The organism is Rhizobium sp. 862_C5_N1_2, assembly GCF_051811205.1.
In the GTDB taxonomy this organism is placed as follows: domain Bacteria; phylum Pseudomonadota; class Alphaproteobacteria; order Rhizobiales; family Rhizobiaceae; genus Rhizobium; species Rhizobium leguminosarum.
In genome coordinates, this window is sequence record NZ_JBPWPT010000002.1 from 711,398 (window position 1) to 724,005 (window position 12,608).

Sequence of the window (12,608 nt, forward strand, 5' to 3'; positions counted from 1 at the left end):
AATGGCACACCCTTACGGCTCTCTCTCGATCGCCCAGCTCTCCGCCCTCATCCAGGCTGGCAGCGTCGATCCGGTCGCTGTGGCCGAACAGGTCTTTGCCGCGATAGAAAGCCATGACGACAAGGCGATCTTCATTTCGCTGACGCGTGAGCGGGCAATGGCGGAGGCCGAAGCTTCATCGAAGCGGCTGAAAGATGGTCGTTCGCGCGGCTTGCTCGAGGGCATTCCGGTCGCCTGGAAGGATCTCTTCGATGTTGCCGGCAGTGTCACGGCGGCGGGGTCGAGGCTGCTTCTTCGTGATCAGGCACCGGCTGCGGTTGACGCTGCCGTCGTCTCCGCGCTGGCTGGCGCCGGCATGGTCGCAGCCGGCCGGGTCAACATGAGCGAGTTCGCCTTCTCCGGGCTCGGCATCAATCCGCATTTCGGCACGCCGAAAAACCCCCGCGGTACTGATGTCGCCCGCATTCCCGGCGGCTCGTCCTCCGGTTCGGGTGTTGCGGTGGCAGCCGGTCTCGTGCCGGTCTCGATCGGCTCCGACACGGGCGGCTCGGTGCGTATTCCAGCGGCGCTGAACGGCATCGTCGGCTACAAGGCGACGCGCGGGCGTTATCCGATGACGGGCGTCTTTCCGCTTGCCGGCAGCCTGGATTCGCTCGGGCCGCTCTGCCGCTCGGTACAGGATGCCGTCTGGGTCGATGCGGCGATGCGTGGGTTGACAGCCCCGACGGCCAGCCACCGTCCGCTTGCCGGGCTCGAACTCGTCATTCCCACCAACGTCGTCTTCGACGAGGCCGAGCCGGGTGTTGTTGCGGCCTTTGAGGCGGCCGTCGCGCGTTTGTCCGCCGCCGGCGTCATCTGCACGCCACTGGAAATCCCGCCCTTTGCGGAAATTCTGCAGCTGATGGCAAGCCATGGAGCCCTGGTAACGGCGGAGGCCTACTGGCTGCACCGGGCGCGGATCACCGGGCCGGATGCCGAACTGATCGACCCGCGTGTGGTCTCGCGCACCAGCTTCGGTGAAAAGATCACCCTTTCGCACTACCTCGACATTCTCTCTGCCCGCACGCGGCTGATCGAGGGGGTGGACCGGCTGGTCGGCGACCGGCTGATTGCCTTCCCGACTGTCGCGCATGTGGCACCGCTGCTCGAGCCGTTGAAGACCGACGACCAGCTCTTCATCGCCACCAACGGCAAGACACTGCGCAACACGCTGCTCGGCAATTTTCTCGACTGGTGCGGGGTGTCGATCCCCTGCGGCACGGGTGAAGCCGGCATGCCGGTTGGCTTCCTGCTATCGGGGCTGGCACGCCGCGACGAGCGGCTATTGTCGATGGCGCTCGTCGCCGAACCGGTCATTCGCGGCGAAACGATCTGAAGGTGGCGGCTGCGGCGGCTGCGACGGTCAACAAGGAGACTTGCAATGTGCATGGCGTGTTATGTCGACGAAGCGACCAAGAGCAAGATCATCGCCTACAATGCCGAATTCCATAAGGTGACGAAGAGCCCCTATGGCAGCGACGACGAGATCGGCATGCTGAACCTGATCGACGCCAAGTCGCGTTCCGCAATCATCGGCCGCACCGATGCGTCGAAAGTCTTCGACCTTTCGGTCGACCATTTCGTCGGCATGCCCGGCTGGTTCGGCGCCGGTGACCAGCCCTATCAGATCTGGATGACCCACACGCCGCAGGGCGAGATCGTCGCAAACACCATGGGCGTGACGCGCCAACAGAACGAACTCGTCGGCTATTCCGGCGACAGTATTTCGATGTACACCCATTGTGGCACGCATATCGATACGTTCAACCACTTCGGCTATAACGGCGAGATATTCAATGGCTTCACGGCGCGTGATCACCTCGGCAGCCGCGCCTGGGATATTTGCGGCCCAGAAAAATATCCGCCGATTTTCGCGCGCGGCATTCTCCTCGATATCGCGGCCATGCATGGCGTCGACACGTTGCCGCCGAGCCATGCGATCGGCAAGGCCGACATCGCCGGATGCCTGAAGAAGCAGGGATTGAAGATCCTGCCCGGCGACGTCGTGCTGCTGCGCACCGGCCAGATGCTCCTGTGGCCGGATATGGCCTTCACCCGAAACACGCCCGGCCTCAACCGCGAGGGTGCGGAGTATATCGCCAAGCACGGCGCGCTCATGATCGGCGCCGACAATCTGACGCTGGAGCAGACGCCATCGGCACACGAGCTCAATTTCTTCCCCGTCCATACCTACCTGTTGGCGGAAGCAGGTGTGCCAATCCTTGAGATGGCTTTTCTTGAGGAGCTGGCCGCCGAAAGACTCTACGAATTCGCCTTTTTCGGGGCCTGCATCAAGCTGCGCGGCGCAACCGGCGCACCGATGCGGCCCGTGGCAATGCCTCTGACATGAGTGCGTTAGGGACCCGGGATCCGCACGTCCGGATCATGTCGATCGGCTTTCGAGCCGATACCGGCAGTGGGCAACGCTGCTTCCCTTTGTGAAACATTGTGGGCCGGCGGCTTTTCGTAGCCGCGCTTTTCTGACAATAGGAAATTTGCCTCCACATCTTTTCGTCCGATCCGTATCCTCAACTATGGCGCGATCCTGACAGCAGGCATCTTCTTACCAAGCCGCCTCATAGATCTGAGTGGCGTCCCACAGCGACACCGTGCGCGGATTGTTGACCAGCAAGCGGGTCTGTTCCATCGCACTTTCCGCTAGCAGGGGAAGCCCGTCCCTGGGAATTCCGACATCGCGCAGGCGTACGGGCAGGTTGAGGCGCACAGGCAGTATTGCCAATCCTTCGACAAAACCGGAAAGCCGCTCAGCCAGACCGGCGGGCCCAAGATGAGGAAAAAGGCAAGGTGCCAGTTCCGCATAGGCATCACCGCACACCGTCGCGTTGAAGCGCAGCACGTGCGGCAGAACCAGGCTGTTGGAAAGGCCGTGCGCCACGTGATAGCGGCCACCGATCGGGTAGGCGAGAGCATGGACGGCAGCGACCGGCGAATTGGCAAAGGCCTGACCGGCCAGCATCGCGCCGAGCAGCATCGCCTGCCGGGCGGCCAGATCGGTTCCTCTCATCACTGCGATCTCTAAATTCGCCCCGAGAAGCCGAAGGGCCTCCTTGGCAAGGGAACGGGAAACCGGATTGTTGTTTGCACTCGCGGAGGTGAAAGCCTCGATGGCGTGCACCATGGCGTCAATCCCCGTTGCAGCCGTCACGGCTGGAGGCAGGCCGAGGGTCAACTCCGCGTCGAGAAGCGCCGCATCCGGCAGCAGGACTGGCGATACGACGCCTTTTTTCTCGTATGCGCCCGTGGTGACGATGGAAATCGGTGTGACTTCGGAGCCGGTGCCTGCCGTTGTGGGCACAAGCACCAGCGGCAAGCGCTGCCCGCTGACTTTGCCCACTCCATAGATATCATCGAGCGCATCGCCGCTTTTGCAGAGCAGAGCCACAAGTTTTGCGACATCAAGCGACGAGCCGCCGCCGATGCCAAGTACACCCGTGGCGCCGAAACTGATCGCCTGCGCCACAGCCGCATGAATGATGGCGTCCGGCGGGTCGGCGACAACACCGGGGAAGATCGATATTTCAGCGCCGCCGTCCGCAAGGCTTGCCAGGGCCGGCTGAACGAGCCCCGCTTTGACGACCCCATCGTCCGAAATCACCATGACGCGCGGTCCAAGCCGGGTTTTCGTCAGCTCCGAAAGCCTCGCGATGCAACCCGGTCCCGCGATGATCTGCGGGACGGTCGCGAATGTGAATGTGGACATCTTGCCGGTCTCTCACTGATGCCATTTGACGAGCGGCTGATAGTGATGCGGCTGGCGCATGACGACAAGATCCTTTCGCCGGACGATGTTCGTCGGATACGGCGTTTCGAGATTGGTGGTGTCGACGGTTGCTGACGCAATCCCGTCCTCGTCCAGGATTGCCGATTCCTGGCGCGGAAAGGCAAAGGAATCCGGCCCGAACACCGCACTCTTGCCCAGGTATCCCCGCGCCGCATCCAGGACATTGGCGAAGGCGAAATAGACATTGTTTTCGCCGCCGCGCACGCGCAACGCATGCCAGTGGTAGGGATCGGCGCCCTTGGGGATCGGATAGTTATGCGGAATTTTCGTGCCGTTGTGGCTGCCGGTGAAAGTGCCAGCTATGGCTGATGGGCAAGCGACCACGTCGCATCCCAACAGCGCGAGCGAACGGATGGCTTCCGGATAGAGCGCGTCGTGGCCGATCGCCAGACCGACGCGGCCGATCGCCAGATCGTAGACTTTCCATTCGTCGCCGGCCGTCGCCCAGCTGTCGGAAATGCCGAGATGCGTCTTGCGGTAGCTTCCCACAAGCCCCTCGGGGCCAGCGAGAACCGCACTGTTATAAACCTTGTCCCCATCCGCCTCGGCAAATCCGGCGACAAGATAGAAACCGAGCTTCATCGCCAGACGAACGAAGGCCGATACCGTCGGGCCCGAGAGCAGCTCCGCCCGGCTTTGCGGCGCCTCCAGTCCGGTCAGCGACAGTTCCGGGAAAACCAGAATGTCCGGCGCTGTTGTTGCCTTCGCCTCGGCTGCCAGATGGGCGATGCGGGCGAGATTGTCTGCGACGACGGAGGAGGGGGCGAACTGGGCGACTGCGGCACGCGATGCGCGTCCGCGCGGGATCGGCTGGTAGCCATAGAGACGGAAGTAGTCGCCCGGGTTCCAGGTGAAGCTGTTGGTCATCATGTTCATGTAGAGTTCGGGCCGGCGGGACTCAAACACCGGTTCGCACAGGACCTCGCGGCGGCGGGCAAGAGCGAGATCGATAGTGCCATAGGCGATCCCGTCGCCCGTATCGATGGATGCGGCGACCGTGCCGTCGGGATCGATCACGCAGCTTCCGCCGGAAAACTGCACGGTTCTCTCTAGTCCCCAACGGTTGCTCTCGATGACATAGCAGGCGTTTTCGAAGGCGCGATTGATCCAGTAGGGTGCCGGCGTGCGCTCCTGCAGCCAGTTAGAGATATGGCAGATGATGTCGGCACCCGCGAGGGCCTCCAGACGCGCCGTCTCGAAGAAGTGCAGATCCATGCAGACCAGCATCGAGATCCGGCCGATCTCCGTTTCGAATACCTCGTGGACGATGTCACCGTTGGCAGCCCATTTCGGCTCCGCGATATAGGGATGTGATTTGCGATGCCGGCCAACGACGCCCTCAGGGCCTATCAGCACGGCGGTATTGTAGTAGAGTTCGCTCGCCGGGTCGACTTCCGGCATGCCGACGACGATATGGCAGCGGTGTTTGCTGGCAATGGCCTGGAAAACATCCGTGGTCGGTCCGGGGATAGTTTCGACGAAAGGTTTCACTTCGGCTCTGTCGAACCAGCAATAGCCGGTCGTGCCCATTTCGGGGGTGACGATCAGGCGCGCGCCTGCCTCCGCTGCCTCCTCGCAAAGGGCTGCCAGCCGGCTGATATTGCGCGCCTTCTCGAACATGGTGGGTTCGAACTGGATGGTGGCGGCGGTATAGTTTTGTGTGGATGTCATTGTCTTTCCCATTGTCTTTATGGAGGATAGCCGGCTGTTTCAGACAGCCATATGCCGATGAACAAGCGCGTCGGAGAGTGCATCGATGGCGCCGGCAGCGACCACGCGCCCCTTCTCAAGCATCGCGAACCGGTGAGACGCGTGCCGCGCAAATGCGACGTTTTGCTCGACGAGGATGATCGTCATGCCGATCTCGCGATTGAGCCGGATGATGATCTTCTCAATCTCCTCGACGATGGAGGGCTGGATGCCTTCATTAGGTTCATCGAGAAGCAGCACTTTCGGATCTGCGGCCAGCGCGCGGGCGATGGCGAGCTGCTGCTGCTGGCCGCCCGAAAGCACGCCACCCGGCCGATCGAGATTGGCCATCAGGTATGGAAAAAGCTCTGGCACCAGCGCTGGAATCTCGCGTTTGCCATCGGTGCGGGCAAAGGCGCCCATCAGGATGTTCTCGCGGATGGTAAAATCGGGAATGATCTCCCTGCCCTGGGGGACGTAGGCGATGCCGGCCCTTGCCCTTTCATGCGTTGGGGATGCGGCCATGTCCTTTCCCTGCAGAAGCATCTCGCCCGTCATGCGGTCGGTCAATGCCATCAGCGTTTTCAACAGCGTCGTCTTGCCGGTGCCGTTGCGGCCGAGGATGCTCGTCACCTTGCCGGCCGGGATATCGAGGGTGACGCCGTGCAGGATATGGCTGCGGCCGTAATAGCTGTGCACGTCTTTCAACGACAGCATCAGGAGATTCCTTTCGAACCGAGATAGGCTTCACGGACTTTCGGATTGCGTTCGATATCTTCGACGCTTCCCTCCGCCAGAACCTCTCCGAGATGGAGAACGGTGATGCGTTCGGCGATCTCGCGGACAAACCCCATGTCGTGTTCGACGACGAGGATCGTATGGCGACCTTTGAGATTGTTGATGATCTCGGCTGTCTTGCGGGTTTCGGCCTGGGTCATCCCGGCTGTCGGCTCGTCAAGCAGAACCACCTTGGGATCCTGGACGATGAGCATGCCGAGCTCCAGCCACTGCGTCTGGCCATGGCTGAGATAGGCGGCCATCACATCGTGTTCGGCATCGAGGCCGATGAGGGCAATGACGTCGTCGACGCGGTTCGCCTCTGCACGCGAAAAGCCGAACCGAAGATTGGCGAGTACCGAAGGATTGCGGCAATTGGCGACCTCCAGATTCTGTCGCACGGTAAGGTCCCGAAAGACGCTGGGGATCTGGAATTTCCGGCCTATGCCGGCGCGTGCGATGCGGTGTTCGGGCCAGTTGGTGATGTCGGTGTCGTAGACGAAGACCCTGCCCTGGGTGCTGCGCGTCTTGCCGCTCACCAGATCCATCAAGGTCGTCTTACCGGCACCGTTTGCGCCAAGCAGCACACGCAGCTCACCGTCGAAGACGGTGATGCTGACATTGTTGACGGCGCGGAAACCGCCGAAATCGACGCCGAGACCGTCGATGGTCAATGCAATGGCGCTCATATCACAATGCCTCGCTTTGCCGCGGCAATGCCGGAAGGGCCTCAGCTGGTTTGCGCCGGCGGACGAACCACCGCAGCACGTCATGCGCGACGCCGCCAAGGCCGCGCGGCATGAACAGAACGACCAGCACGAAGATCAGACCGATGATCGCTTTCCACGCCTCGACCAGCGCCTCGGTCTCGCTGACCTCCGCTTCGATCATGTTGATCAGAATTGCGCCGATGCAGGCGCCAAGCAGAGACGAGCGGCCGCCGACGGCAGCCCAGACGACCATCGTCACGGAGAAGGAGAGATCCATGAAGGTCGGAGAGGCGAACTCTGCGACGACGACGTAGAGCATGCCGGCAACGCCGGCGATCCCTGCCGAAATGACAAAGAAGAACACCTGGTAGAGCGAGACGTCGAAGCCAAGATACCGGGCGCGGACCTGGTCATCGCGGATCGCCTGCAGGATCATGCCCGCTCGGGTTTCCACGATAAGACGCGCACCGATGAGTGTCAGCGACAGGCATACGGCGCACAGATAATAGGTCGCCCGGCTGTAGGGATCGAATTCGACGCCGCCGATCGTGAGCCAGCCGAGATCCGTCAGGCCGTTGAAGCCGTTCGTCACCGGCTGCGCATCGACCATGACGAGGCGGACGAGCAGAACGAGCGCCAGCGTGATGATCGAGACGAAGACGCCGGAAATGCGCTTGCGGAAAACCAGCATGCCGAGTGCGCCAGCAATCACCACCGGAAGCGCGATGCCGAGCACAAGACCTACCGACTGGCTTTGAAAGGGAAGCCAGAGGAAGGAGCCCTTGTTGATGCAGCAAAGCTCCGTCGGGGCACCGGGCTCGGCATTCCAGAGCATGAAATCCGGAACCGGCTTGTCGGAACCCTGTTGGAGACTGGTCAGGCTCGACAGCTTCAACGACATGGCCAGCATGTAGGCGCCCAGGCCGAAAAACAGTCCCTGGCCGAGATTGAGAATACCCGCATATCCCCATGTGAGCGCGATGGCGACGCCCAGCATGCCGTAGACCAGGTATTTCGATATGCGATTCAGCCAGAATTCGTCGCCGAAAACGGGGGCTGTGAAGATCACTGCGATGAAAAGTACATAAGCCGCGATCTGGAATTTCCGTTCAATGCTCATGTCAGCGTCCCTTGAACGAGAACAGCCCGCTGGGCTTGACGAGGATGACGAGGATGACGACGCCGAACACGACGGCGCGCGCCAGGATGTCGTTCGTGCCGATTGCCACCAAGGCATTGATCTCGCCGAGCAGGCCTGAGGAGAGGATGGTGCCGAAAAGGCTGCCGACCCCGCCGGTCACCACGACCATGAAGCCGTCGACGACCATCGTCGTGCCCATGTCGGGAAAGACGGTCTTGAAGCCGGACATCATGACGCCGGCGACGCCGGCAAGGCCCGACCCGAACGCGAAGGTCATGGCGTTGACGCGTTTCACGTCGATGCCGCAGGCGGCGGCCATTTTCGGGTTCCGGATGATGGCGCGAACCTGCATGCCGGCCGCGGTCCGGTAGAGGATGAACCATGTCGCCAGTGTCAGCGCGGCGGCAACGGCGATGATGAAGGCGCGGTAGGCGTTGATATCAGCGCCGGCGAGCCTGAACGTGCCCTGCAGGTAGACAGGCACGGCGACGTTCTGCAGGCCGGCCCCCAGGCCTTCGACGTGAATGTCGAAAAAGGACAGGCCGAACTCGAGTCGCACGGCCTGCTGCAAAAGGATGGCTATTCCCCAGGTGGCGAGAAGCGTGTCCAGCAGACGGCCGTAGAGCCGCCGGACGACCACCCGCTCGATCAGCAGGCCGAGCAGGGCCGTCACGACAAAGGCCAGAGGGATCGCAAGCAGAAGGCTTGCTTTTAGCCAGATGCCGGAGAGGACGGCGACATAGGCGCCGATCATGACCATTTCGCCATGTGCCATGTTGATGACGCCCATGGCGCCGTAGGTGATGGCAAGGCCAAGCGCAACCAAAAGAAGGATCGAGGCGAGACTGAGGCCGATAAAGAGAATGTCGAGCATAACGCCACCGTTCGTGAGAAGGGCGGGCCGAACTCTCCTGCGCCTTGCCCATCCTGATGGCAGCTTGCGGAAGAAGAGGGGAGGCCGGCCTTACCGAGAGATGATCCCGCCATCCATGGATGGCGGGACGTCGCGGGGAAGGGGTCAGCCCTTGAGCTTTGCGGCGTCGAGACCGTTGCTGGTGCAGAATAGATTGCTCTCCGTCTCGCCATAGGCCGAATAGGGCAGGGGCTTGATCGGCGCCGGGTAGGCGTTCACCACCTTGCTCTGGCCGTCCGCCTGCCATTGCCCGATGCGCGGCGTAAGCCAGCAATGCAGGTTATCGGGATCGGTGGTCACCTTGCCTCCGGGTGCTTCGTAGGTTTGGCCGCGAATGCCGGCCCTGATCGCCTCCGCAGAAAGATCGCCGGATTTTTCGACGGCCTGCTTCCACAGGAAGACCTGGAAATAGGCGGCTTCGAGTGAATGGTAAGTAACGGCTTTGGGATCGTTGACGAACGTCCTGAAGCGGTCGATGAAGCTCTTGTTTGCCGGTGTGTCGATCGACATGAAATAGGGGAAGGAGGTATAGCTTCCGGCCGCATATTCGGCGCCCATCGCCGCGATTTCGATTTCGGAGGTGACCGTCGCGCAGATCGGCAGAACCTCCTGAGAGAGCCCCTGGTTCTTGAACTCGCGGTAGAAGGCGATGATGGAGTCGCCGACCACGTTGGACAGGACCACGTCGGCGCCCGATTCCTTGATCTTGCTGACCATGACGGCCCACTCCGAATGGCCAAGCTCCAGATATTCGTCCGCCACCCATTCGGCGCCGGCTGCCTCGATCAGCTTCTTGGAAACCTTGGCCATCTCGCGCGGATAGACATAGTTCGAGCCGACGATGAAGAATTTCTTCTTGCCCAGTTTCTCGACGATCCAGGGGATGTAGTTGGAGAGCTGTTGGTTCGGTACGGCACCGGAATAGACGACGTTGCGCGAGCACTCGAAGCCTTCGTAATGCGTCTGGTAGAACAACATCGCGCCCCGTCGCTCGAAGATCGGCAGCACGGCCTTGCGGCTGGCCGAGGTATGGCAGCCGAACACGGTGGAGATCTTGTCCTTGAGGATCAGCTTCGAAGCTTTCTCGCTGAAGGTCTTCGGATCGGAAGCCCCATCTTCGACGACCACCTCGACCGGACGGCCGAGAACGCCGCCGGCCGCGTTGATTTCGGCAACGGCCATCATGACGCCGTTTGCCAGAAGCTTTTCGGCAACCGAAAGCCCGCCCGTTTGCGAATAGAGCGCACCGACCTTGATAGGATCGGCTGCGAAGGCGCGGCTGCCCAGAGCCGGCAGGGCGATCGCGGCAGAAGCGGTGGCTGCGGTTTTCAAAAATTCACGTCTGTTGAACACCATCTTGGTTCCCCTTTTTTTGATTGGCGCGCACGGCGGCACGGCCCGCCGAACGGCGAGGCTTTCATGCCGAAAATGGGTAGAGAACTGACGTCACTGTCAGCAGACAACAAAAAACCCGCGAGGCTTGTCACAGCCTGCGGGCACCCTTGCCATCACCGCATCACGGCTGCGCCGTGTGCAACAGCGGCACATGGCTTCGTCAAGCGAAGGGATGTGCCGGAGGCGTTTCGTTTGAAACGCATGAAAAACTAATCATGTTTCTGGGCTGGGCGCAAGAGTTGTTCGGCGTTGATAATCGAATTGGCGATTTCATCGATGGGCACGCGCCGGGCCATCGCCTGCTCGCGCATTTCGCGGTAGGCCTCGGTCTCGCTGGTGCCGCGGTTGGCCATCAGAATCGCTTTTGCCCGTGCCAGTTTCTGGTCACCCAGAACCTTGCGCTTGTACTTGCGTGCCTCCTTGACGAGCTTCTGGCGTTCGAGCCACAGGTTGCGGGCGATGGCCAGATTGGTGAGGAGGCCGAAGGGTTTGATCGGTCTTTCGACGATGGCAAGCGCGCCGCTTTCCAGTACGATCTGCAACGTTGAGGGGTTTTCGTAACCGACAATGGCAAGCATGGTCGGGGCCGGGTTGGGAAAGGACTTCAGCAGACGCTCGATTTCCGGTCTCGCCTCGTCTTCCATGGCAAGGAAGACGACATCCGTGCCATGCGGCAATTCGGCCGGCACCGGCCAGAGACAATTGACCATGCAACCGATACGGCGCAGATGATCCACGAGAAAATCTCCCTCGGATGTCCGAGGGTGGATGACCACAACTTTGAGATCCCGCAGATCCCTGAGAAGGGCGAATGACATCTCGCTCCCTCTCAAACCTGGACGCTATGCGGGGAAGACTGCGTGAAGTCCGGGCGATATTCGCGCATGAACGGATCAGGCGCGACCCGGAGCGACGGATCGTAGACGATGTCGTAGCTGCCCTGCGCATTCACCCTTGCCACTCTCGGCCACAGATGCGTGTGGTTCGTCAGCCGGTCTATCTTAACCGCCCCCTGCGGTGCATCGTACTCGACTTCAGAAAGAGCCGGCAGAAGCTCCTCGAGCCTGTCGCTGCCGGCGTGCTGCAAAGCCGCCGCATAGAGATAAACCTGGAAGTAGGCGGCTTCGGCTGGTGCTGTGGGCGGCATCTGCAAGCCATAGCGCCGTTCGTAAGCGGAGACGAAGGCGCGGGCGCGTGGCGTATCCAGAGACGCAAAGAAGGGGGCGGCGGTAATGTGCCCTGCGGCCACCTCCGGCCGCATGCGGATCACGTCGGCCTCGCTGGTCGACTGGCTCGAGATCGGCATCGTCGCCGCATCGAATCCGGCCTCCTTGAATGCTGTGTAGAAGGGGATGATACCGTCACCGACAATGGTCGAATAGATGACGTCCGGCTTTGCCGCGTGAATATGCCGGATGATTTTGGCGACGTCTTCGGTTTTGAGGTTCAGGGGAACATACATCTCGTCCAGCACCTGTCCGCCGACCTGAAGAAAAAGGTCGCTGATCGTCCGGTTGGATTCATAAGGATAGACGTAGTTCGAGCCCACGAGGAAAACCCGCTTTCCATAATGCCTGGTCAGGAAGTCGACCAACTGGACCGAGTTTTGGTTGGGGGCCGCCCCCGTATAGATGCAGTGCCGGGAATATTCGAACCCCTCGTACAGCGTCGGATAAAACAGCAAAGCGTCACGGGCCTCGATGACGGGAAGGACGGCTTTGCGGGTGCTCGACATATGGCAACCGAATACGACCCGGACCCGATCTTCGTCGCAAAGCCTGACTGCAAGTTCCTTGTAGAGATTGGGCGTCGATTGCGGATCGTACACAATGGGCTCGATAGCCCGCCCGAGCACGCCTCCCGCCGCGTTGATTTCGTCGATCGCCAGCAACGTTGCCGCCCTTTGGGTTTTTTCCACCGCTCCGGTCACACCCGTTTCGGAGAACAGCACACCGACACGCCAGCTTTCTGAATGCATCATCGTCCACCAAAAAATAAAAAAGCTCCCGCCCGTTTCCGGTCGAGAGCTACCCTGCTCATGGAATATCAGCGGCCCATTGGAGCCTGCCAGTCCATGATGGCAGTTTCTTTGTCGGGTGACAATAGCGGAACGAAAGGCCGTGCGCGGCTATCGGCTTGCAT

The 12,608-nt window shown here is 61.1% G+C and carries 11 protein-coding genes; 2 read left to right on the forward strand and 9 right to left on the reverse strand.

Annotated elements, in window-relative coordinates; all coding sequences use genetic code 11:
• Position 1 precedes the first annotated feature (1 nt).
• The gene (locus tag ACD590_RS27655; protein ID WP_439003861.1) at positions 2-1,375 is read left to right on the forward strand and encodes an amidase; all 1,374 of its coding nucleotides are present in this window, start codon (positions 2-4) and stop codon (positions 1,373-1,375) included.
• A gap of 45 nt (positions 1,376-1,420) precedes the next feature.
• Positions 1,421-2,389 carry a cyclase family protein gene (locus ACD590_RS27660; protein WP_018245274.1) on the forward strand — a complete coding sequence of 323 codons (969 nt, stop codon included), beginning with the start codon at positions 1,421-1,423 and terminating at the stop codon, positions 2,387-2,389.
• A gap of 213 nt (positions 2,390-2,602) precedes the next feature.
• Here the strand turns inward: ACD590_RS27660 and ACD590_RS27665 are convergent, their stop codons facing one another.
• The 9 genes from ACD590_RS27665 to ACD590_RS27705 all read right to left on the reverse strand — a co-directional run bounded on the left by ACD590_RS27665 (position 2,603) and on the right by ACD590_RS27705 (position 12,447).
• Complete coding sequence (locus ACD590_RS27665; RefSeq protein ID WP_439003862.1) at positions 2,603-3,760, reverse strand: iron-containing alcohol dehydrogenase; 1,158 nt, start codon at positions 3,758-3,760, stop codon at positions 2,603-2,605.
• 12 nt (positions 3,761-3,772) lie between these two features.
• Positions 3,773-5,524, reverse strand: coding sequence for a nitrilase-related carbon-nitrogen hydrolase (locus tag ACD590_RS27670; RefSeq protein ID WP_222333499.1), 1,752 nt, complete (start codon positions 5,522-5,524; stop codon positions 3,773-3,775).
• 27 nt (positions 5,525-5,551) lie between these two features.
• A complete protein-coding gene (urtE, locus tag ACD590_RS27675; protein ID WP_439003863.1) occupies positions 5,552-6,247 on the reverse strand; it encodes an urea ABC transporter ATP-binding subunit UrtE in 696 nt (231 codons plus the stop codon).
• Positions 6,247-6,996: an urea ABC transporter ATP-binding protein UrtD gene (gene urtD, locus ACD590_RS27680; protein WP_018245270.1), complete on the reverse strand. Its 750-nt coding sequence runs from the start codon at positions 6,994-6,996 to the stop codon at positions 6,247-6,249. The genes urtE and urtD overlap by 1 nt, the downstream gene beginning before the upstream one ends.
• A gap of 1 nt (position 6,997) precedes the next feature.
• Positions 6,998-8,137: an urea ABC transporter permease subunit UrtC gene (gene urtC, locus ACD590_RS27685; protein ID WP_131704248.1), complete on the reverse strand. Its 1,140-nt coding sequence runs from the start codon at positions 8,135-8,137 to the stop codon at positions 6,998-7,000.
• Between the two features lies 1 nt (position 8,138).
• Entirely contained in the window at positions 8,139-9,032 is an 894-nt protein-coding gene (gene urtB / locus ACD590_RS27690) for an urea ABC transporter permease subunit UrtB (RefSeq protein ID WP_130716203.1), read from the reverse strand.
• Positions 9,033-9,176: 144 nt separating this feature from the next.
• The gene (locus ACD590_RS27695; protein WP_018444502.1) at positions 9,177-10,427 is read right to left on the reverse strand and encodes a transporter substrate-binding domain-containing protein; all 1,251 of its coding nucleotides are present in this window, start codon (positions 10,425-10,427) and stop codon (positions 9,177-9,179) included.
• Between the two features lie 248 nt (positions 10,428-10,675).
• Positions 10,676-11,284: an ANTAR domain-containing response regulator gene (locus ACD590_RS27700; RefSeq protein WP_018245266.1), complete on the reverse strand. Its 609-nt coding sequence runs from the start codon at positions 11,282-11,284 to the stop codon at positions 10,676-10,678.
• An 11-nt stretch (positions 11,285-11,295) separates the two neighbouring features.
• Positions 11,296-12,447, reverse strand: coding sequence for a transporter substrate-binding domain-containing protein (locus tag ACD590_RS27705; RefSeq protein ID WP_130716201.1), 1,152 nt, complete (start codon positions 12,445-12,447; stop codon positions 11,296-11,298).
• Between the last annotated feature and the right edge of the window lie 161 nt (positions 12,448-12,608).